General features: G+C 61.7%; 16 protein-coding genes. 7 read left to right on the forward strand and 9 right to left on the reverse strand.

What is annotated here, in order from left to right; genetic code table 11:
- Positions 1-11: 11 nt before the first annotated feature.
- Both ERD78_RS13775 and ERD78_RS13780 read right to left on the reverse strand, forming a co-directional pair.
- Entirely contained in the window at positions 12-2,528 is a 2,517-nt protein-coding gene (locus ERD78_RS13775) for a membrane-bound PQQ-dependent dehydrogenase, glucose/quinate/shikimate family (RefSeq protein ID WP_129969897.1), read from the reverse strand.
- Between the two features lie 29 nt (positions 2,529-2,557).
- On the reverse strand, positions 2,558-4,681 hold the full coding sequence (locus tag ERD78_RS13780; protein WP_129970133.1) for a TonB-dependent receptor family protein: 2,124 nt from the start codon (positions 4,679-4,681) through the stop codon (positions 2,558-2,560).
- A 209-nt stretch (positions 4,682-4,890) separates the two neighbouring features.
- On the opposite strand from ERD78_RS13780, the gene ERD78_RS13785 reads away from it, so the two are divergent.
- Positions 4,891-6,069, forward strand: coding sequence for an MFS transporter (locus tag ERD78_RS13785; RefSeq protein WP_129969898.1), 1,179 nt, complete (start codon positions 4,891-4,893; stop codon positions 6,067-6,069).
- Between the two features lie 5 nt (positions 6,070-6,074).
- On the opposite strand, the gene ERD78_RS13790 is transcribed toward ERD78_RS13785, so the two are convergent.
- The gene (locus tag ERD78_RS13790) at positions 6,075-6,980 is read right to left on the reverse strand and encodes a LysR family transcriptional regulator (protein ID WP_129969899.1); all 906 of its coding nucleotides are present in this window, start codon (positions 6,978-6,980) and stop codon (positions 6,075-6,077) included.
- A 103-nt stretch (positions 6,981-7,083) separates the two neighbouring features.
- Here ERD78_RS13790 and ERD78_RS13795 point away from each other — a divergent pair, with 103 nt between their 5' ends.
- The 6 genes from ERD78_RS13795 to ERD78_RS13820 are packed head-to-tail and all read left to right on the forward strand — an operon-like array spanning position 7,084 to position 13,199.
- Positions 7,084-8,238 (forward strand): iron-containing alcohol dehydrogenase family protein, encoded by a 1,155-nt coding sequence (locus tag ERD78_RS13795; RefSeq protein ID WP_129969900.1) that lies wholly within the window; start codon positions 7,084-7,086, stop codon positions 8,236-8,238.
- A 48-nt stretch (positions 8,239-8,286) separates the two neighbouring features.
- Positions 8,287-9,168, forward strand: coding sequence for a TauD/TfdA dioxygenase family protein (locus ERD78_RS13800; RefSeq protein ID WP_129969901.1), 882 nt, complete (start codon positions 8,287-8,289; stop codon positions 9,166-9,168).
- Between the two features lie 39 nt (positions 9,169-9,207).
- Positions 9,208-10,194 carry a Bug family tripartite tricarboxylate transporter substrate binding protein gene (locus ERD78_RS13805; protein WP_129969902.1) on the forward strand — a complete coding sequence of 329 codons (987 nt, stop codon included), beginning with the start codon at positions 9,208-9,210 and terminating at the stop codon, positions 10,192-10,194.
- A 12-nt stretch (positions 10,195-10,206) separates the two neighbouring features.
- Complete coding sequence (locus tag ERD78_RS13810; protein WP_129969903.1) at positions 10,207-11,394, forward strand: alpha-hydroxy acid oxidase; 1,188 nt, start codon at positions 10,207-10,209, stop codon at positions 11,392-11,394.
- Complete coding sequence (locus ERD78_RS13815) at positions 11,394-12,161, forward strand: fumarylacetoacetate hydrolase family protein (RefSeq protein WP_129969904.1); 768 nt, start codon at positions 11,394-11,396, stop codon at positions 12,159-12,161. Before ERD78_RS13810 ends, ERD78_RS13815 begins: the two co-directional genes overlap by 1 nt.
- Before the next feature lie 57 nt (positions 12,162-12,218).
- Entirely contained in the window at positions 12,219-13,199 is a 981-nt protein-coding gene (locus tag ERD78_RS13820) for an NADPH:quinone reductase (RefSeq protein ID WP_129969905.1), read from the forward strand.
- Positions 13,200-13,211: 12 nt separating this feature from the next.
- Here ERD78_RS13820 and hutG read toward each other — a convergent pair whose 3' ends face one another.
- The 6 genes from hutG to ERD78_RS13850 all read right to left on the reverse strand — a co-directional run bounded on the left by hutG (position 13,212) and on the right by ERD78_RS13850 (position 20,965).
- On the reverse strand, positions 13,212-14,033 hold the full coding sequence (gene hutG / locus ERD78_RS13825) for an N-formylglutamate deformylase (protein WP_129969906.1): 822 nt from the start codon (positions 14,031-14,033) through the stop codon (positions 13,212-13,214).
- Between the two features lie 113 nt (positions 14,034-14,146).
- On the reverse strand, positions 14,147-15,787 hold the full coding sequence (locus tag ERD78_RS13830; protein ID WP_167668937.1) for a gamma-glutamyltransferase family protein: 1,641 nt from the start codon (positions 15,785-15,787) through the stop codon (positions 14,147-14,149).
- A 139-nt stretch (positions 15,788-15,926) separates the two neighbouring features.
- Positions 15,927-16,976 (reverse strand): ABC transporter substrate-binding protein, encoded by a 1,050-nt coding sequence (locus ERD78_RS13835; RefSeq protein ID WP_167668938.1) that lies wholly within the window; start codon positions 16,974-16,976, stop codon positions 15,927-15,929.
- Between the two features lie 60 nt (positions 16,977-17,036).
- Positions 17,037-18,047, reverse strand: coding sequence for a CobW family GTP-binding protein (locus ERD78_RS13840; RefSeq protein WP_129969909.1), 1,011 nt, complete (start codon positions 18,045-18,047; stop codon positions 17,037-17,039).
- A complete protein-coding gene (locus tag ERD78_RS13845) occupies positions 18,037-19,653 on the reverse strand; it encodes an amidohydrolase family protein (RefSeq protein ID WP_129969910.1) in 1,617 nt (538 codons plus the stop codon). Before ERD78_RS13845 ends, ERD78_RS13840 begins: the two co-directional genes overlap by 11 nt.
- 64 nt (positions 19,654-19,717) lie before the next feature.
- On the reverse strand, positions 19,718-20,965 hold the full coding sequence (locus tag ERD78_RS13850) for a metal-dependent hydrolase family protein (RefSeq protein WP_129969911.1): 1,248 nt from the start codon (positions 20,963-20,965) through the stop codon (positions 19,718-19,720).
- Positions 20,966-20,993 lie beyond the last annotated feature (28 nt).

The raw sequence follows: 20,993 nt of genomic DNA on the forward strand, positions 1-20,993 counted from the left end.
TCAGATCCGCGTCATTTCTGTGGCAATGCAAAGGCAATGACATAGTCTCCCCGGTCGGGAGACTGTCTTGCGCCGCCGGCTGTCACGACCACGAACTGGCGCCCGCTTTCGGGCGATACGTATGTCATGGGTGTGGATTGCGCACCCACGGGCAGGCGTCCCTTCCAGAGTACCTCGCCTGTTTCCGCATCCAGCGCGCGCAAGTAATAATCTTGCGTGCCTGCGAAGAAGACCAGGCCCGATGCCGTGCTGATGGGGCCGCCCATGGTGGGCATGCCGATGGGCACAGGTACGCCAACCTTGACGCCGCCCGCCGCCACCGTGTCCTGCAGGGTGCTGATGGGACGCTCCCAGACGACTTGGCGTTTTTGCAGGTCAATGGCCGCCATTGTGCCCCATGGCGGAGCGTGGCATGGCACGCCCAGCGGCGACATGAAGGTGTTCTTGGTGACGCCATAGGGCGTGCCGGCCTGTACATGCAGGCCATCGTGGCTTGCCGCGGCATTCGGCGCATCGGCTTCTTCACGCGATATATAGCGTAGCCATTGGGGCATGCGGATGTCGTTGACAAACAGATAGCCTCTTTGCTCGTCGATTGAAGCGCTGCCCCAATTGAAACCGCCATAGTTGCCCGGGTACTGCAGTGTTTTCCGGGTGCTGGGCGGTGTGAACTCGCCTTCATAATGCATCTTGCGGAACTCGATGCGACACCACAACTGATCGAACCATGTTGCACCCCACATACTTGCCTCGGTCAGCGGTTCCCGTCCTATGGCAGGCATGCCCGTCGAATAAGGCTGGGTGGGCGATATCCGGTCTCCTTCCTGGACATCCTGCGGCACGGGCTTTTCCTCGACGGTCGCCAGCGGTTTGCCATTGCGCCGGTCAAGCAGGAAAATCTGGCCGCGCTTGGTAAGCTGGATCAATGCCGGGATGGTGCCGCCGTTGCCGTCCGGCAGATCATACAGCGCGGGCTGCGAGGTCACGTCATAATCCCACAAGTCATGGTGCGTGGTCTGGAAAGACCAGCGAACGCGGCCGGTAGCTATATCCAGGGCAACAACAGACGAAGAATACTTGTCGTCCAGCGCAGTGCGATGGCCGCCCCAATAGTCGGGCGTGCTGTTGCCGGTAGGCAGATAGACCAGGCCCAGCTTGTCATCGAAGGCGGGGGTGGACCACACATTGGGCGTCCCGCGCGTATACGTTTCGCCGGGCGGCGGCAGCTTGGTGATGGCCGGGTTGCCCAGGTCCCACGCCCATACCAGCTCGCCCGTGTCCGCGTTGAAGGCGCGCACAACGCCCGAGGGCTCGCCTACCGACTTGCCGTCGTAGACCCATCCGCCCACCAGTACCATGTTGCGCATCACGGTGGGGGCCGAGGTCGGCATATAGAAATTTCGCGGTATCTCGCCCATGCCCGCTGTCAGATCGACGGTGCCGCGATTGCCGAAACCCGCGCAGGGTTCGCCCGTCTTGGCGTCCAGCGCAATCAGCCGCGCGTCGAGTGTGGTCAGGAAAATGCGTTGTGCGCAACTGCCGCCCGCTGCATCCACGGCGTGTGCGACATCCGCATCAGTGGCGGCCTTTGCGCCGTTGACCACTGGGCGGGTGGCCGCGGCGCCGGTTTCCCTGGGCGGCGCATCGCTGTCGGCGGCCACGTCAGCTGTTCGCGCGGCCAGGGCGGCCGCTCCGGGGCCGGTTGCGTAGGCCGCCGCGTCGTAGTAGCCCACGCCTCGGCAACGGTTCCATATGCCGGTGTCCGGTGTGTCGGGGTCGTACTTCCAGCGTTGCTTGCCCGTGTCGGCGTCGAGCGCGATAACCTTGTTGTAGGGTGTGCAGACATATACGCTGTCGCCCACCTGTATGGGCGTGCCCTGATCCTCCGCGCCCTTTCCCGCGATATCGCCCGTGCGGAATGTCCAGGCAACTTCCAGTTCATCGACATTGTCCTTGTTGATTTGCGCAAAGGGTGCAAAACGCGTGCCGGCGGGTGTACGGCCATAATACTGCCACGTCGATGCCTTGGCCTCCCCAGGCGTTGGCGCGCTGACAGCCTGTGTGGTGTTTTGCGCCTTGCCGGCCTTGATCGCCCTATGAGGCTGCAGCATGCCGTACCCGCCCAGGCCCAATGCGGCCAGCGTCAGGACCGCCAGCGACCAGCAGGCCGCCCGCCCCCGTCCGCCGCGCAGGCGCGGCATCAGCAGGAAGCAGAAGAAAGCCAGCACCAGCACCGGCGCGAGCCGCGGTACCAGCGGCCAGAATGCGAATCCGACCTCCCAGATCGCCCAGGCGATGGTGCAGATGAAAATGAGCAGGTACAGCCACGCGCCCAGCGCCATGCTTGCCGCCAACAGCACACCGGACAGCACCAGCGCGACACCGGTGATCAGGTAGTACCAGGAGCCGTCCAGCGACACCAATTGCATGCCGCCCACGGCGAGCACCAGGCCGATGATGGTCAGGACAATGCCAAATACCACGGCTGTCCTGCTTCGAGACGCGGGAGGGGTATGATTTTCACGCATGGCGCTTCTGCCTGAAGTGAGTGAGAAAGTCAGAACGCATGGGCCAGGCTGATGCCCGCTGTCCAGTTGCGGCCCGGCGCAGGCTCGTAATAGCGGCCCCAGGATGCATTGACGACAGTGGCCCCTGCGTAGTGGCGATCAAATACATTGTCGAGGCGCGCGAATGCATCCAGCGTCCAGTCCTGAAGCTTCCAACGGTAGCCTGCGTGAACGGATGCTGTAAAGTAGGCCGGTGCATATTCGTCGTTACTGTCGTTAACATAAAGCCGGCTCAGATAGCGCCCCTCCACGCCGGCGCGCCAGCCTTTCTCCTGGGCCCAGTCCAGGGCCGCATATACGGCATGTTCTGCAATGCCCGGGATGCGGTTGCCATCGGGGACAAGCACCGCGCTGCCGCGCGTGTCCACTGTGCGAAAGCTGTCTTTGTAGCGCGCATCCAGCCACGTATAGGCCAGATAGGTGCTCAGGTTGTCGGCCACCTCGCCCGACCAGGCAAGTTCGAAACCATTGCGGCGCGTATGGCCTGCATTCTGGAAAGTCGTGCGTCCGCCGTCGGAACGAGCGGTTACGATTTCGTTGCGCGTGCGGGTCTGGAACAGAGCCGCAGTGAGCATTCCCCCGGCCACCCTGGCCTTGGCACCCACCTCCAGGCTGGTGTTTTCCGACGGCATCAGGGCCAGGTTCAGGCCAGGCCTTCCGTCGGGACGGTAGGACAGCTCACTGAAGGTGGGTGTCTCAAAGCCGCGCCCCGCCGTCGCATAGAGCATGAGATCGGTCGACGCCTGATAGCGCAGCGCGGCGGAGGGCAGCAGCTTGCGGTAGCGTACGGTGCCGCTGTCGTCGGGATTGCCTGCCGCGATGTAGTCGTCGTCCGAGTCGAAGTGCACGGTGCTGTACCGCAGGCCCGCGTCCACGCTCCATCTGTCGGTAAATTGCCATGAGGCTTGCGCATAGGGATCCACGTTCCAGATATCGTTTGTCTCCTTGCGGCGCAAATTGCCCTGCACGCCTGTGGCAAGGCCTGCCGTGCCCGCCACGAAGTTCTCGTAGCCGCGCCGGTCTTCCGTCATGGTGTCGTATGCGACTCCGCCAACAATCGTCAGGGGCCGGCCAGCCAGGCGCAGGCGGGAAGTCCAGCGGGCATCCAGGCCGCCGTAGCGACGCTGCAGGTCCACCACTCCGCCGGCGCTGCCAGGCGCCAACTGTGCGCTCACCGGTACGCCCAAAAATTGCACGGTCCGCCGTTGCCCATAGTAGGCCATGAGACGCAGTGTGTTGTGCGCGTCAACCTCGCGTTCATAGTGCAAGCCGCCCTGTGTCTGGCGTACCGTCTTGCGCGTGTTATAGGCAAGCGCGCCCGGAGAGGCCTGCCGGGGGTCGTTCATGAATTCATCGTAGGTCAGCCCTTGCGGATCGTCCGCCTTGACGTCCACACTGTTCAGCACCAGCGTCAGGCTGCTGTCTTCGTCGGGCGTCCAGCCCAGCTTTGCGTTGGCAAGGTTCTTGCGGGCGCTGCTGTGATCGCGATAGCCCTGCGTCACGTAGCGGTTGGCACTGACCAGATAGTCAAGCCCTGTGCCGGCACGTGCACCGCTGGCCTTGGCGCCGTAGCGGAACTGGCTGTCGCTGCCGGCGGCGAAGCTGCTCTCCAGCGTGGGCGGGTCCTTGCCGTGCTCGGTGAACACTTGCACAACCCCGCCCGAGGCATTGCCGTACAAGGCGGAGAACGGCCCGCGCAATATCTCCATGCTGTCAATGGAAGCGATATCGATATTCGATGTCTGGCCTTGCCCATCCGGCATGGTGGCCGGAATACCGTCCACATATAGCCGGACACCCCGCACGCCATAGGTGGAGCGCGCGCCGAACCCTCGTATGGACAGTTGGAGGTCTTGCGCATAGTTTTGCCTGTTCTGTATCAGCAGGCCGGGCACGCGCACCAGACTTTCAGAGAGATTCACCTGCATCTGATCGCGGCGCATGAGGGTGCCATCCACCAGATCGATGGACGCTGGCGTTGAGAAGGCGGGCCGCTCCAGCTGCGCGCCTTGGATGGTGATCGCCGGCAGCGCTTGTATGGCGTCCTTCGAGGCTTGGGCTTGCGCGCACAGAGGCCAGATGGCGGCAAGCACCGCCAGACGGGCAAGCAGCATAAGCTGCCTGATGTCCTTGATGCGGCGTATGGCCTGCGGTGGAGTCGTCATGTGAAATGGAAAGCGAAACGGACAGACAGTCCAGGGATGATACCGCGTGAGCGGCGGCTCGCCCTGCCCTGGCAATCCGCATGCCCGCGCCGCGGCCGCTGTCCGGCATCCAGTAGAATAGAAAGGCTCACTCCTCTTTCACCACCCCGCACTCCCTCATGGGCGAAGCCAGCTTCAGTCTCAAGAAAATAGCCATTCCAGCCTACGGCCCATCTGTGCTTTTCGGTTTGGGCAATGGCGCCATCCTGCCTGTCATTGCGCTGAGCGCCCGTGATCTCGGCGCTTCGCCGGCGCTGGCCGGCCTTATCGTTGCCCTGATCGGCCTGGGGTCGCTGGCCACGAATATTCCCGCCGCGCTGGTCACGGCCCGCTTTGGCGAGCGCAAGGCACTGACGGGGGCTTCGACGGTCATGGTGGCGGCATTGCTGCTATGCATCTTTGCGCGCAGTGAAGCCTTGCTGGCGGTCAGCACACTGCTCATCGGCACAGCGACTTCGGTGTTTTACCTGGCCCGCCAAACCTATCTGATCGAGGCGGTTCCGTTTGCCATGCGTGCGCGAGCCCTGTCCACACTGGGCGGCACACATCGCATCGGCATGTTCTTCGGCCCTTTCGCGGGGGCGGCGCTCATGCATTTTCTGGGCCTTGCCGGCGCCTATTGGGTGGGCATCGCCGCCCTGACGGGAGCGGGCCTGCTGTCCTGGTCCATACCTGACCTGCACGCAGGCCCCAAGGATGAAACACAGGTCAATGCGGCCAAGCCGCGCATGGCTGCCATAGCGCGCACGCATGCTTCGGTTTTTCTGACGTTGGGCGTGGGTATTCTGCTCATCAGCGCCATGCGTGCCGGCCGCCAGGTTGTCATTCCCCTATGGGCGGATCACATTGGTCTGAGCCCCGCCGCGACATCCATCATTTTCGGCCTGACATCCGCCGTCGACATGCTGGTGTTCTATCCAGCGGGGAAAATCATGGACCAGTATGGCCGCCTGTGGGTCGCGCTGCCCTGCGCACTGATCATGGGTCTGGCGCTGCTCAGCATACCATTGACGGGCGTATTGATTACGTTTTTGACCGTTTCCATGCTCATGGGGCTTGGCAATGGTTTTGGGTCCGGCATCAATATGACATTGGGCGCGGATGCGTCGCCGTCCCATGGGCGCACCGAGTTCCTGGGGCTCTGGCGGCTCATCAGCGATGTGGGCACCAGTGCTGGCCCTGTCATTCTGTCTGGCATCACCGCGCTTGTTTCACTCGGCGCGGGCATTGCGCTTATCGGCTCTTTCGGTTTTGTGGCCGCGGCCATATTCTGGCGCAGCCTGCCGCATGGACGGTAGCCTTTTCATTGGGCCCAGGTGGTATGGCTGAACCATGTCCTGAGGTGGTCTACGAACAGGCGCACTTTATACGGCAGATGTCTTCGTGTCTGGACGATGGCATAGATGTCCAGGCCCTCTGGCCTGTAATCCGGCAGCACGGGCACGAGCCGGCCGGCGTCCAGATCCTGATCCACCATGTAGCGCGGATGCATGGCGATGCCGTGGCCCAGTCTGGCCAGATGCTGGATGGATTCGCCCAAGTTTGAGTTGAACGTGCCCGATACGCTTACCGCGTGGGTCTGGTTGCTCGCGTCGGTGAAGGTCCAGGTGCCGGTTGGCGCCTTCAGGCTATGAACCAGGCAATTGTGATGTTCCAGGTCGCGGGGCGCGTCTGGGCTGCCATGCTCCGCGAGATAGGTGCGGCTGGCCACCAGCATCTGCGGCACAACGGTAATTTTATACGCAATCTGGTTGGTATCCCGCAGCCTGGGTGCGATCCGCACCGAGAGATCCAGATTTTCGGCGATGAGATCGCTGCGGCCATCATCGATGAGCAGCGACACCCGTATTCTCGGATAGTGCTGTAGAAATGCCTGGATGGCCGGCGCAAGATGCACCGCGCCAAATGAAGGCGGTGTGCCCACACGTATGCGTCCGCTCGGATACTCGACAGGGCTGCGCACCTGTTCCTTCAACTGGCGCAGCGTTGCGGACAGCGTGTCGGCATTCTCCAGCAGCGCGCGTCCGCTTTCTGTCAGGCTCACCCGCTTGGTATTGCGGTTGAGCAGCTGCGCTTCGAAGTGATCCTCCAGCCAGGCGATCTTCTTGGTGATGGAAGACTTGCTGCTGCCCAGGCTTTCCGCCGCCTTCGAGAAGCTGAGGCTGCGCGCAACCTCGACGAACACCTCCACGCAATCAACAAGATTCATAAGTGTTTCCAAAAAGGAAAAAATAAATTCCTGGTTATGTGGTGTTTTTCACAGGGAAAAATTCCTACACTGGAAATACCAACTTTAAACGTAAAGGGCAGCCGTGATCAAGGATTTCGACTATCACCTGTTCGGCACGCATGTTCGCTTCGGAGACGGTGTCGCGGCGCGCATAGACGACGAGCTTTCGGCGCTGGAACTGGCGCGGCCCGTTGTGCTTTCACAGTCACGCATGGCGGCGACAACATCCTTTCAGATGGTGATGGCCGCGTTGGGCAAGCGGGCGGTGCTGCAGGAAACAGGCATTCCCGCCCATTCAAGCGTGATGCTGGTCGAGGATATTGCAAGGCGGGCACGGGATTTTCGCCCAGATTGCATTGTGGCCGTTGGCGGAGGCAGCGTTGCTGATTCGGCCAAGGCACTGGCCATGCTGCTATCCGAGGGTGGTTCGCTGAGCCAGCACACCACGGCTTTCACCCCGCCGGCGCACGTGGAGATTCCGCGTCGGAATCATCCCAAGCTGCCCATTATCGCCATACCGACAACCGCATCAGGGGCGGAAACCACGTCTTCGTTTGGCGTGCGTGATGAGCATGGCGAGAAGCTGATGTTCTGGAACCGGCATGTATCGGCCACCAGCCTGCTGATCGATCCGCTGCTCAGTCGGGACATTCCCATGGGACTGATGCGCGAGACCGCCATGAACGGCATCGCCCATTGTCTTGAAGGCTTGTACTCGACGGGACGCTCCATCGTGTCGGACGGCCTGGCGCTGCAGGCGCTTGCGCTGTTTGCGCAGGCACTGGACGGCGACGGCCAGGATGAAGCAACCCAGCGGCGCGCGCTGCTGGCCGCTGGCCATCTGGCGGGCATGGTGCTGGCAATGGCGAGAAGCTGCCTGCACCATGCCATCTGCCATGTCATCGGCGCCCACACCGGTGCCGGGCATGGCGCGGTCAATACCGTGATGCTGCCTCACACCATCCGCTTCAACGCGGAAACATCGTCGGCGCAGCTGGCTCCGGCACTGGAAACGGTGAACAGGCATGTATCTGGGCCGCACGACACCTTGTGGCACTGGGTGAGTGCCGTGCGTACGCGCCATGATCTGCCGGCCAGCCTGCGGGCGTTTGGCTTGGACGAGCAGGACCTTCCGCATGTCGCTCGGGCGGTCATGAAGGAGCGCGGCCTTGCCTTTAACCCGAGGCGCGTCGACAACCCTGAAGCCATAGAGCGCATTTTGCAGGCTGCGTTATAGCTTCATGCGGCGGCAGACGAACAGAGTAGAGAATCAAGGAGTATTCTGATGAAAATCATTCCCGGCGATGGCGCGTTGGGTGCGCGGATAGAAGGCAAGAACCTTTCCGAGCCGCTGACACAAGACGAGTACAGGGAGATCGAGCAGGCGCTTGGCGAGCATGGGGTGCTGTGCTTTCCGGGCCAGGATTTGACCGCTTCGGCGCTCAAACGCTACAGCGAAAACTTTGGCACGCTGGAGGTGAATGTCGCCAATATGTACTATGAACCCGGCATGCCTGAGGTCATGATTCTGTCGAACCTTAAGGAGAATGGCAAGCCCATCGGCTTGAGCGATGCGGGGCAGGACTGGCATACCGACATGTCCTACAGCAAGATGATTGCGTTCAGCAATGTACTGTATGGCATCCGGATTCCACGCCGCAACGGCGAGCCGCTGGGCAACACCGAATTCTGCAATACGCATGCCGCATACGAGGGGCTACCGGAAGACCTGAAGCAGGAACTGGACGGCATGACCATCACGCATGATTTCAACAAATTCTGGGAGACCATGCGCAAGGAGAAAGGCAACAGGCCGCCGCTGACCGAGGAGCAGCGGCGCAAGAAGCCGCCGGTTTCCCACCCTGTGTTTCTCACGCATCCCATCACCGGGCGCAAGGTGCTGTACGCCAATCCCGGTTATTCGATGCGTATCAACGAGCTGCCCGAAGTGCGCAGCGATGAAGTCCTGGCGTTCCTGTTCAGACATCAGACCCAGGAGAAGTACCGCTACCGGCACAAATGGACCGAAGGCGATGTGCTCATGTGGGACAACATCGGCACCATCCACAATGCCGTGGCGGATTATCGCCCCGATGAGCCGCGCCTGATCAAGCGCTGCCAGGTGATGGCGGACAAGTACTTTCCCGATCTCGCCCGAGGCGTTTGAATCGATCCATCGAGCTATATCCACAAAGGAGGAATCACCATGAGAAGAAAAATGATCGCGGCGCTGAGCGCTGCTGCAACGCTGTTCTGTGCCGCGCCGGCCGTGTTTGCGGCCGACTATCCCACGCATGCCATCAAGATGCTGGTTGGCTATTCGGCGGGAGGCCCGACGGACACGATCGCACGCGTGGTGGCCGAACGCATGTCCCGGGAACTGGGCCAGTCGGTGGTCGTGGAGAACAAGCCTGGCGCAGCCGCCGCCATTGCGACCAACGACGTCATGAAAGCCGCACCTGACGGCTATACCGTCCTGGTGACTTCATTGAGCCTCAATGTAAACCCGCTGCTCTATCCGGACCGCTACGACTATGATCCGGTCAAGGCGTTCGAGCCGATTTGCAACTTTACCAACAATCCACTCGTGGTCGTCACCGCCTACGACTCACCCTACAAGGATATGAAGAGCCTGCTGGCCGATGCCAAGGCGCATCCGGGCAAGCTGACTTTCGGTTCGTCCGGCTTTGGCGGTTCAGCGCATCTGGCCGCCGAGATGCTTTCAGCCATGGCGGGACTGGATATGGTGCATGTCCCGTTCAAGGGCAACGCACCAGCCTTGAAGGAAACCATCGCCGGTCGCATTTCCTTCATGTTCTATCCCAGCACCGGTATTGCCCAGTACGTGAAGAGCAAGCAGTTGCGTGTTCTCGCGGTTGGCACCAACGAGCCGCGCCCGGATTTTCCCGGTGTCCCGACCCTGGCGAGTCTGGGCTATGACGGCTTCGAGGAAGGTGCGCCATGGATAGGCATGCTGGCGCCTGCGGGAACGCCCAAGGCCATCGTCGATAAGCTGAACAAGGCTGCGGTGACTGCCCTGCATACGCCTGAGGTAAGCCAAAGAATCACGGATCTGGGCTCCGTCGTGATCGCCGATTCTCCGGAGGAGTTCAAGGCATTCCTGATCAAGGACAAGCAGCGCTGGAGCGATGTGATCAAGAAAGGGAATGTCGCAGCGAAGAAACCCAAGTAATCAGGCTGGCCCATGTTTGATTCTTTGGATGAGAGCTACGCCGTGGACCGCCTGCGTGTTATGGCGCGCAGGCGGCTGCCGCGTGCGGTCTATGATTTTTACGAAGGGGGCGCTGAGGATGAACTGACGCTGCGTGCCAATACCAGCGCTTTTCAGGAAACACGCCTTCTGCCGCGTGTGTTGCGCAATGTCGCGCAGGTGTCGTGCGCCACCGCGTTGTTTGGCGGCGACATGCGCCTACCCATCGGCATCGCGCCCATGGGTGCGGTGGGATTCGGGCGGCGCGGCGCCGATGTCGATCTTGCGAGGGCGGCGGCACATCATGGCATCCCCTACGTCTTGTCCACCTCGGCGACCGCCTCGATCGAGGAAATCGCCGATAGGGCGCCAGGCCGGCTCTGGTTCCAAGCCTACATCCTGCAGGACAAGGCTCGTCTGCACGACCTCATACGGCGCGCGGAGGCCGCCGGCTACGAAGGCCTGGTAATCACCGTGGATCTGCCGGTGGGCGGCAAGCGCGAGCGGGACCTGCGCAACGGCTTGGGTTTCCCGATGCGGATCACGCCACGCAACTTCCTGCAGTTCGCGCTGCGGCCGCGCTGGTCTCTGGATATGCTCGTGAATGGACCGCCGGCTTTGCCGAATCTGAAAGGCCTGAACCGCATGGTGGCTGACCGAAGGTCCATGCAGTCGACGGCGGGCCGCAACTATGATCCCGCCTTTGATCTGCAGGCCCTGGCCAAGTTGCGCGACACTTGGCGCGGCAAACTGATAGTGAAAGGCGTGGTCAATCCTCGCGACGTGGATGGTATTTTGTCGCTGGGCGCCGATGCGCTGGTTGTATCCAACCATGGCGGCCGCCAGCTCGATACCTGCACGGCAACACTGGATGCGTTGCCTGGCATCGTCCAGGCCGTTGCCGGCCGGGTGCCAGTGATGCTCGATGGCGGCATACGCCGTGGCAGCGACATATTCAAGGCGCTGGCGCTGGGGGCCGCAGGCGTTTTGATCGGCAGGGCCGCGCTGTTCGGCGCCCTGGCCGGCGGTTACGCCGGCGCGGACAAGGTGTTGGACATTCTTCATAATGAACTGCAGCGCACCATGCAATTGTGCGGTGCGCGCTCGATCGCAGAGATCGGGGATGACATGTTGGCATCGCCGCCATTGTGTGCGGCGGCGCCGCGAACCGGGAGCGAATAGTGAAGTGGATACGATATTCGGTGGATGGCGATGGCGATGCATGCTACGGCATTCTGGAGGACGATCGCATCGTGCCGGTGCGAGGCGACCCTTTTGGTGGCTATGAGCGAACAGCGCAGCGCCTGGCCCTGGCCGATGTGCGCATCGAGATTCCGGTGATTCCACCAACCTTTTATTGCGTGGGTCTGAATTACGTCAAGCATATTGCCACCGAAGGGCTGAAGATCCCCGACAAACCGGATGTGGGCTATCGCGCCAATAACGCACTGCTGGCACACGGACGCGATGTCATCATGCCGGCGGATGCCACGCGCGTGCACTACGAGGGCGAGCTGGTGGTGGTCATAGGCAGACAGGCGCGCAATATACGCGAGGAAGATGCGGCACAGTGCATTCTTGGCTACACCATAGGCAACGACGTCAGCGAACGAAATTGGCAGGCTTCAGACCGCACCTTCTGGCGCGCCAAGAATGCCGATACGTTCAAACCCATGGGCCCATGGATAGAAACCGAGGCCGATATCTCTTCCATGGAGACCATCGTGCGCTTGAATGGTGAGATCACCACGCAGTTTGCCACGCACGACATGTTGTTTGGCGTGGCGCGTTTTATCAGCACAATGAGTCGCTATCTCACGTTGTATCCCGGCGATGTGCTCTGGATGGGAACGGACGGACACTCACCCGACCTGCGCGATGGAGATCTCGTCGAGATATCATTGACGGGTTTGGGCACCCTGAGCAACAGGTTTGTACGGGCGCGGTGATCCGTTGCATTCAAGGCAACGCAGCGATATTTTCCATACAGCGAGGAGGCATACATTATGCGGGCGGCCTGGTATTCCAAGAATGGTCCTGCAAGCGAAGTACTGCAAGTCGGCGAACTGCCCGATATTGCACCCGCTGAGGGAGAGGTGCGCGTGCGGCTGGCCGTTTCGGGCGTCAATCCGTCCGACGTCAAGTCCCGAGGGGGCAGCCGGCCAGTCACGGTGCCGCATCTGGTGCCGCACAGCGACGGCGCCGGCGTGGTGGAAAGCGTAGGCCCGGGCGTGGATCCGGCGCGGGTGGGTGAGCGCGTATGGATATGGAATGGCCAGTGGCGGCGCGCCCTGGGCACGGCGGCGGAGTACATCACGCTCCCAGCCGGCCAAGCCATGCCGTTGCCGCAGGGCATTTCCTTCGAAGCGGGCGCCTGCCTGGGCATACCCGCGCTCACTGGCTTGCATGCCGTGCAGATGCTTGGTGCGCTCCAGGGCAAGACCGTGCTGGTAATAGGCGCGTCCTCATCCGTGGGTTTCTATGCCGCGCAGATTGCGCATCTGCGCGGCGCGCGCGTCATCGGCACGGTTGGTTCGGCTGAAAAGGCCGGGCAGGTAAAAAAAGCGGGAATCGCCGACCTCATCGACTACAAGCGCGAGCCCGTCGCCGAACGTATCGCGGAGCTGACGGGCGGTCGTGGCGTCGATGCCATTATCGACATGGATCTCTCCACTACGACGGCGCTGGTCACGGACGGCGCGCTGGCGCCGCATGGCAGTGTCATATGCTATGGATCCAACCAGCGCACTGGCGTGGCGATAGACTACTGGGTCTGGCTGCTGCGTTCGCTGAGCCTGCGTTTTTTTCTTGTCTACGACCTGCTTCCGGATGAACGGCAGGCTGATCTGAATGCGCTGCAGGCCTTGCTGCGCGAAGATCGCCTGCTGCACCACATCGGGCCCGCCTTTGCGCTGAAGGATATTGCGCAGGCGCACGAGGCCGTCGAGTCGGGCAAGACCATGGGTAAAGTGCTTGTCACGCTGTAATGTGCCAAGGCGTCAGCGCGCGTACTGAGCCCCGATTTCGCTCAGGGCATAGTCGATGGCCTTGCGCACCACATGCGCCGCCTGTGTTGCCTGCTCGGTTCGATAGGCATAGGGGCGCGACTCGCTCATATAGGTCAGCTGGGCCATCTCGAGCTGGATGGCATGGATGCCGTGCCCCGGGTCGCCATACCGCCGCGTGATGTAGCCGCCCTTGAACCGGCCGTTGGCCACGGCGCTGAACTGGCCGCGGGCATTGATGTCGGCGCTGATCTTCTCGATGACGCCGGGCAGGGCGCTGGCTCCGTCGGCCGTGCCGAAATTGAAATCCGGCAGCCTGCCTTCGAACAGGCGCGGCACCTGTGATCGGATGGAGTGGGCTTCCCATAGCAGCACATATCCGTGCTGTGCGCGTATGCGCTCGATTTCCTGGGCGAGTGCCTGGTGGTATGGCTCCCAGTACAGGCTGCGGCGGCGCGCTTTTTCCTGTTCGTCGGGCATGCAGCCTTCCCGGTACAGCGGCGCTTCGTCAAACGTGTCTGTGGGCAGCAGGCCCGTGGTATTGCGGCCCGGATAGAGGTTGATATCATCAGGCGGGCGGTTCAGATCTATGACATAGCGCGAATGAATGGGCGTCAGGATGGAGGCGCCCATGCCCGCGGCAAAGCTGTACAGCCTGTCAAGATGCCAGTCCGTATCGTCGGCATGGCGGGCCACCTCCGTCATGGTGGCGGCAATGTCGTCGGGAATGCGTGTGCCCAGGTGCGGAATGGATATCAGCAGCGGGGCGCTGCCACAGGCAAGAGAGAATATGGATGCGTCTTGTGATTCAGTCATGAGGTGTTCTGTTGCGAAAATATCAAGGCACGCATCGGATCTTCACGAGGCCGCTGCCTCATCCTCGGTGCCCACGCTTCAGGATAACGCATCCGGCCGCTTACTGCCCGCGGCTACGGCACACCTTCCGCATAGCCGTCCCGCTGCGGGTCCGCGCCGCCGCGCAGTTCGCCGTCGAACATCGTGATGCCATGCACAGCGGCAAAGGCATAGCTGAGGTAGCTGCGGCGAACTTCATACTGCATTGACGCCAGTGAGCGCTGTACGTGCGGGGGTATGCGGTTGGAGATATCGATGGCATCGCTGGTTGCAACCGCTCTTGGCGCACTGATTGCCGTTTGTATATCCATACCCCAGTCGAGCACATTCAGCAGTACCTGGGCAACTGCCGGGCCTATCCAGGAGGCGCCGGGCGCGCCCAGCGTCATGACCGGCGCGTTGTGGTCAAACACAATCGTAGGCGCCATGGACGAATAGCGGCGCTTGCCGGGCTCGATGGAGTTCGGGTTGCCCGGAATGGGATCGAATGTACTCATGGCGCCGTTCAGCATGAAGCCCGCGTCCTTGACGATAAACCCCGAAGGGTTGCCCAGCGTATGTGTCAGGGATACCACCATGCCCTTGGCATCGACAGCCGACACATGCGTCGTGTGCTTGGACTCATGCGCCGCATGGCGCGCAATATGGGTTTTGACGCCGGCCCGTATCTGATCCGCGCACGAGGCAATGTAGGCATCTGAAAGCAGCCTGTCCACCGGGTTGTCGCTGAAGCGCGGGTCGCCGATGAATGCCTCTTTGTCACGCAGGGCGATCTTCATCGCCTCGGTCAGGACACGCAGGTACTCCGGTGAATTGTGACCCATGCCAGCCAGGTCAAACTGCGCGGCGATGCGCAATACCTGGCCTACGAACAGGCCGCCCCCGGGAGGTCCGGGCAGGTTGACCTGCCAGTTGCCATGCGAAACCGACAGTGGCTGCACCTGGGGGGCTGAAATCGATGCCAGGTCTTCCTTCGTCAGCATGCCGCCTTGGTTGCGCAAGTCGTCAACAATATGATCAGCCAGCGCGCCGCCATAGAATGATGCGATGCCTTCACGTGCCACGCTTTCGAGCGTGGCCGCCAGATCCGGGTTGTGTATGACTGCGCCAGGCTTCTTGTACCCGCCGTCGGGTTCAAGATAGATGCGCCGCCCGTCGGCGGTCAGGCTCAGCTTTTCCCCGTAGTTCATGCGGCCATACTTTCGCTCGTCCTGGGTCAGTACCGTATAGACATGCGGGCGCATCAGCCAGCCATCGCGGGCATACGAGATCGCTGCGGAAAATAGATCCGGCCACGCCATGGATCCATGCCGATCATGGGCCGATGACAATGCCTTCAGAATGGCGGGCGCCGTCACGGAAAGTGCGCCGGCTTCGTTGACATGGCCCTCGACGCGAAAACCGAAGCCGTCCGTCGTGTCTCCCTGGGCAATGTCCCGCCACATGTCGGGGCGGCTTTCCAGGGGACAGCCGCCAAAACCTTCGTAGACCGTGCTGTCGCCGGTGGCTGGATCGTAGAGATGCAGAATGCCGAATCCCCCGATGCCGCACATCAGCGGGTCGACGACGCCTTGTGTGATGGCGCACGCGATCACTGCGTCCAGTGCATTCCCGCCCGCGCGCAGCACATCTGCGCCGGCGGAAACAGCTTCGGGCTGCGGCGCGGTGATCATGGCGCGCGCGGGAGGGAGGCGGTATGCGGGTTTCTGAGCCACGTGTTCTCCGTGCATGAATGAATACGGATCAGGCGGCGGACTGCGTATCCGCCGCATCGGCGAGAAAGGCGTCAAGACTGGCGGCGCCAGCCGCACGCCCGTACTCGCAAGGAAAGTCAGACAATATGCCCATTCTCCGTCAAAGCGCGGCCTTGAACTCCTTGTTCCAGAAGTTGAGGCTGTCGGCGCGATGGCTGGCCAACGCTTTCAGGTCGTAGGGATGGATGCGGGCCAATTCATCCTCGGTAAAGCCCACGCGCTCCTGCAGGTCGGGAGGCAGACTGGCATTCTTGACCGTGGGCGCATAACCCATCGCACGCGCGAATTGCACCTGGCCCTCCGGCTCCAGCAGCGCATCCATGTACTTCCAGGCATTGTCCTTGTGGCGGCTGTTCTTGGGTACCGCGCCCTCGAACGTGACGGGTATGGCGCCTTCCTTGGGAATGACGAACCCCAGGGGCAGGCCGGCATCGCGCCACTGCAGCGCACGCGCCTTCCACATGCATGCCACCCAGATCTCCCCCGACTTGAAGGCGGCGGCCACCGCCTCGTTGGATGGGAACACCTTGGGCTGATTCTTCACAAGCTTCTTCAGAAAGGCCATGCCAGGCTTGAAACTATCGCCCTTTCCGCCTTCGGCCAGACCGAGGAACAATGTGGTCGAATTGAAAAGAATATCGGAAAAGCCCACCCGGCCCTTGTACTTGGGGTCGAGCAGATCTTCGCACGATTGCGGTGGCGCGGGCAATTTCTCCTTGTTGTATACCAATACCATCGCACTGAAGATATGCGGAATGGAATAAGGCGTCTTGAACGATTCGATGACATTGGCCAGATTCGGCACATCCTTTTCGGACACAGGCGCAAGCGCGCCGGTCGTGCTGGCATCGTACATGTCCAGATCGCTCAGGAAAGCGATATCCATGGAGCCCCGGCGGCTGTTGCGCTCCGCCTTCAGTTTGGTATTGCGCGCGGTGGCATTGCCGGTATCGTAAATGACCTTGACGCCGTCCTTGGTCATGGCGGGTTCTATGAATTTCTGCAGAAGGTTCTGATAATCGCCACCCCAGGTGCCTACGATGAGTTCGCCGTCGGCGGCATGGGCAAAACCCGGTATGAGCGGCAGGGCGGGGGCAAGCGCCAGGCCGCCGGCTTTTTTGAGAAAGCTGCGTCGATTCGATTTATGCATTTCCATGGTTTCCTCGTCCTTGTAGTGGTGCTGCGATGAATGGCCGCGGGCGGTGCGCCGTCACTGCATGAGTGCCGGTCCGCGGCCGGTTGCCGAAAGATGCATGGGCGGATCGGCCAGCATGCCGTTGAGCGCCTCCGCATCGAGGTCGCGGGTAATCAATACGCAACCTGATGGCGCGTCGGCATGCATCCGCATCCGTCGTGGCGCGCTGAAGGTCGTGCCGACGCTTTGCAGGAGGATGGGATCGGGGCAGTCCGCGATGCGGATCAACGCTTTCAGCCGCAACAGCCGTTCTCCGCAAAAGGCGGCCACATCGTCCAGCCATTCTGCTATTTCGGGCCAGGTCAGGTCGCTGCGCGCGGGACTGCCCATCATGACTTCGATGCGGGGGTGCCTGTCATGGCGGCTGGGATGCTCGATGAGTGCGCGCAGAGCCTGGTCCACGAGATTCTGTGCAGGCAAAGGGGAAAAGGCCTGCGCCACGGCTGTGTTGCGGTCGGGCTCTGCAACGATCTGCGCCAAAGGATTTACGCTTGCCGCAATGCTGCGATGCCGCCGCACCTCGTCGGCGCAGGCCTTGTCCATCTTGGTGAAGACGATGCGCTGCGCCGCGGCCAGTTGTGCCGCCGCTTCTTCGAATGTCTCGACATTCAGCGCGCCAATTTCGCAGTCATAGGTGCCGACCGTACTGACGCGCAGTCCGCGGTTGCGCAACGCTGGATCTGCCAACGACGCAATGATGGGGCCTGGCCGCGATACACCGCTGGTTTCCAGGATGATGCGCCGCAGGGGCGCGCGCACGCCATCTCCTCCGCGCCCGTCGAGCAAGGCCACGACAGTATCCACCAGGGTGCTGCGCAGACTGCAGCACACGCAACCATTGGCCAGCATCATGGTGGGCAGGCCGTTGCTGCCTTCTTCGATGATGGCGCCATCAAGCCCTATTTCTCCCACTTCGTTAACGATGACCCCGGTGCCGGCGGCCTCCGCGCGAGACAGGTAGTCAACGAGCAGCGTGGTCTTTCCACTGCCCAGAAAGCCGCCAAGAAGGATGAGGTCAACGGACATTAGGCGGCCTCTCGGGATCACCTTCCCAGCTCTGGTCCACCAACGTGCGTACGTCGGCCAGCAGCTCATCCACATCTAATACCATGCCAGCCTTGATGGTCCAGCGCAGGGCGCGGTGCCACTCCACCTTGCCTGTGTCGTCATTCAGCCGCATCGCACCCGTTCCGTAGAGCAGCTTGAAGTCATCCAGCGGGTTCTCGTCCAGCACGAGCAGGTCGGCGCGCTTTCCCGCCTCGACCGAACCGGTCTCGTCACCCACGCCCAGCAGTTCGGCGCCCTGTGACGTGGCTGCCCGCATGACCTCCAGAGGGTGGAATCCCGCTTCCTGCAGCAGTTCAAGCTCGCGTATCAGGCCGAAGCCGAAGATCTGGAAGATGAAGCCGGAGTCGCTGCCCGTACAGACGCGGCCTCCCCGGTTCTTGTAGTCGTTGACGAACTGCATCCAGAGCCTGTAGTTCTGCTTCCATTCCACTTCGTTCCGGGTGCTCCACCGATACCAGTAGGCGCCATGTCCGCCTCGCTGCGGCTGGAAGTACTTCCAGATGGCGCGCCAAGTGTATGCATCGTGCCAGTCGGCGCGGCGCGCGCGCATCAGGTCGCGGTTCGCATCGTAGATATTGAAGGTAGGAACGAACGTGTGGCCCAGCTCCAGGAATTGATCCAGCACATCGTTCCATTTCGAGGTTCCGGGTTGGGCGGCCTGCAGGAACATCTGTCCTGCGAGTGAGAAGCGGAAATATTCGTCGAAGTAGTTGTAGTCGGTGGGATAGTCCTGAACAATCTGATCCTCGAACAGCGCTTCGGGCAGGCCATAGTAATGCTCGGTGCTCGTCAACCCCCAGCTGGCGGATTTCAGGGCATTGACCCGTGTTACCGCCATTTGCGCGTGGTGGCACCCCGATCTCAGCCCCAGTTTTGCCGCTTCATCCAAGGCCGCCTTCATGATGGACGGTGGCGCGCCAAAGAACTTGATGCCGTCCGCGCCGCGCTCCTTCAGCTTGCGAACCCACTCGCGCGCCTGATCGGGCGTATAGATGGTCTTCACCCGTTCGTTGACAGCGGGAAAATAGGCATGCGCAACGATATGCGGCGCGGCGATTTCCTGTCTGGCCGAGGCATCGCGCTGTTGAAGCGTGAACTGCAGGCCATTGAGTCCGCCCATTTCCCGCACCGTCGTCACGCCGTGAGCCAGCCAAAGCTTATAGATATAGTCGGCTGGTGGCGGATCGCCGCACATGGAATGGTAGGGCGTGCCGATATGGGCATGCGAATCCACCAATCCCGGCAGTACAAACTTGCCATGACAGTCGATTTCATGGTCGCCGGGCGCAGGGCGGTGCTTTGGGTTGATGGTGGCCAGCGAGGCGCCCACGCCTATGGTGGCCACGATGCGATCCTGCTCCACCACAATGTCCGCCGGCCCCCAAGGCGGCGCGCCTGTGCCGTCGATTATGGTGGCGCCGCGCAGCACAAGCCGCTTGTATGGACCTGTGCCACGGTCGCGACTGGTTGCCGGTGCGGGCGGAGACCAGCCCTTGGATGCATTCAGATCGCCGATTTCCTCGCCAGGCAGAGAATTGATGTAAGGATTGTCGGATAAGGCCATGACATGCTCCAGACGGTTGAGTTAAGGGCGGCTTTTCCTGTGCTTCTTCTCGCGACGGCGGCGCTCAGGCCTGCAGGCCGTCGTGGTGCAGTTCCCCGTCCTTCATGACCAACTGAATGTGGTCACCCTGGCCGAGCAGGCAGTTGATGTTCTTGTAGGGATTGCCATCAACCACGAGCAGGTCGGCCAGCGCGCCTTGCCGCAGACATCCCAGTTGGCCTTGCATGCCGAGAATCTCCGCACCAATCACCGTTGCGCTCTGAATGACCTCGAACGGCGAAAGCACTTCGGCGCGGATACGGAACTCATTGCTTTGCAAGCGGTGAGACGGGCCCAGCAGATCGGTGCCGAAACCCATCTTCACACCCGCCCGTTTGAAGATATCAAGCGATGCAAGCCCGGCGGTGCGTACGGTTTCTATCTTGGCCACGCTGTCGGCGGGCAGGCCGTACTGCGCACCTTCAGAGGCCAGGGCGTCGTAAGTGACCAGCGTTGGCACGGCATAGGCGCCCTGCCGCGCCATGATGCCGGCTACACGTTCATCGATGAGATTGCCATGCTCGATGGTGCGCACGCCTGCCAGCACAGCGCGTTCTATGGATTCAGGCGTATAGGAATGGGCCATCACATAGCTGTGGCGCGCTTGCGCCTCCGCGACAATGGCGCGCAACTCGTCTTCGGAGTAGCCGAGTGCCGCAATCGGATCGGTGGGTGAGGCCACCCCGCCCGACGCCATGATCTTGATCTGGTCCGCGCCCATCTGGAACTCTTCCCGTACGGCGCGGCGCAGGTCATCGACGCCATCCACGACACGGCCTATATCGCCGGCGCGAAAACAGCAACCGCAGAAGCTCATGGGGCGAAGGTGATCGGAGCGCGGCCGCGGGTCGCCATGGCCGCCGGTCTGGCTGAGGGCCCGTCCCGCGATGAACAGGCGCGGACCCTTGATGGTGCCTTCCTGGACCGCGCATTTGAGCCCCCAGCCCGCGCCGCCGGCATCGCGCAGGGTGGTGAACCCGCGGCGCAGCATACCGGCCATGATGGGCACGGCGCGCATCATGACCAGCGCGTCCGGCAGCACGCCCTGGGTGCTCAGATTGAGCTGGGTGGCCATCACGTGTCCATGCAGGTCGATGAGCCCGGGCATGATGGTCTTGCCGGCAACATCGATCATGCGCGCCGATGAGGCCTTGATGGGGTGATCCGACACTTCCTTGATGCGGCCATCCTCAACAAGAATGTCGTACCCCTCGAGCAGCTCGGGTTGTTCGGGGTCCAGCAACGCACCGTTCTTCAACAATACAGCATCCATCACGTCTCCTTGGGGCCAGCGCCGTTTT

The sequence above is a fragment of the Allopusillimonas soli genome (assembly GCF_004153445.1).
GTDB classification, from domain to species: Bacteria; Pseudomonadota; Gammaproteobacteria; order Burkholderiales; family Burkholderiaceae_B; genus Allopusillimonas; species Allopusillimonas soli.

What these genes read in the sequence shown, in the direction of transcription:
- ERD78_RS13775 (WP_129969897.1), bottom strand. Translation starts at nt 2,528, where the DNA reads ATGCGTGAAAATCATACCCCTCCCGCGTCTCGAAGCAGGACAGCCGTG.
- ERD78_RS13780 (WP_129970133.1), bottom strand. Translation starts at nt 4,681, where the DNA reads ATGCTGCTTGCCCGTCTGGCGGTGCTTGCCGCCATCTGGCCTCTGTGC.
- ERD78_RS13785 (WP_129969898.1), top strand. Translation starts at nt 4,891, where the DNA reads ATGGGCGAAGCCAGCTTCAGTCTCAAGAAAATAGCCATTCCAGCCTAC.
- ERD78_RS13790 (WP_129969899.1), bottom strand. Translation starts at nt 6,980, where the DNA reads ATGAATCTTGTTGATTGCGTGGAGGTGTTCGTCGAGGTTGCGCGCAGC.
- ERD78_RS13800 (WP_129969901.1), top strand. Translation starts at nt 8,287, where the DNA reads ATGAAAATCATTCCCGGCGATGGCGCGTTGGGTGCGCGGATAGAAGGC.
- ERD78_RS13805 (WP_129969902.1), top strand. Translation starts at nt 9,208, where the DNA reads ATGAGAAGAAAAATGATCGCGGCGCTGAGCGCTGCTGCAACGCTGTTC.
- ERD78_RS13810 (WP_129969903.1), top strand. Translation starts at nt 10,207, where the DNA reads ATGTTTGATTCTTTGGATGAGAGCTACGCCGTGGACCGCCTGCGTGTT.
- ERD78_RS13820 (WP_129969905.1), top strand. Translation starts at nt 12,219, where the DNA reads ATGCGGGCGGCCTGGTATTCCAAGAATGGTCCTGCAAGCGAAGTACTG.
- hutG (WP_129969906.1), bottom strand. Translation starts at nt 14,033, where the DNA reads ATGACTGAATCACAAGACGCATCCATATTCTCTCTTGCCTGTGGCAGC.
- ERD78_RS13835 (WP_167668938.1), bottom strand. Translation starts at nt 16,976, where the DNA reads ATGCATAAATCGAATCGACGCAGCTTTCTCAAAAAAGCCGGCGGCCTG.
- ERD78_RS13840 (WP_129969909.1), bottom strand. Translation starts at nt 18,047, where the DNA reads ATGTCCGTTGACCTCATCCTTCTTGGCGGCTTTCTGGGCAGTGGAAAG.
- ERD78_RS13845 (WP_129969910.1), bottom strand. Translation starts at nt 19,653, where the DNA reads ATGGCCTTATCCGACAATCCTTACATCAATTCTCTGCCTGGCGAGGAA.
- ERD78_RS13850 (WP_129969911.1), bottom strand. Translation starts at nt 20,965, where the DNA reads ATGGATGCTGTATTGTTGAAGAACGGTGCGTTGCTGGACCCCGAACAA.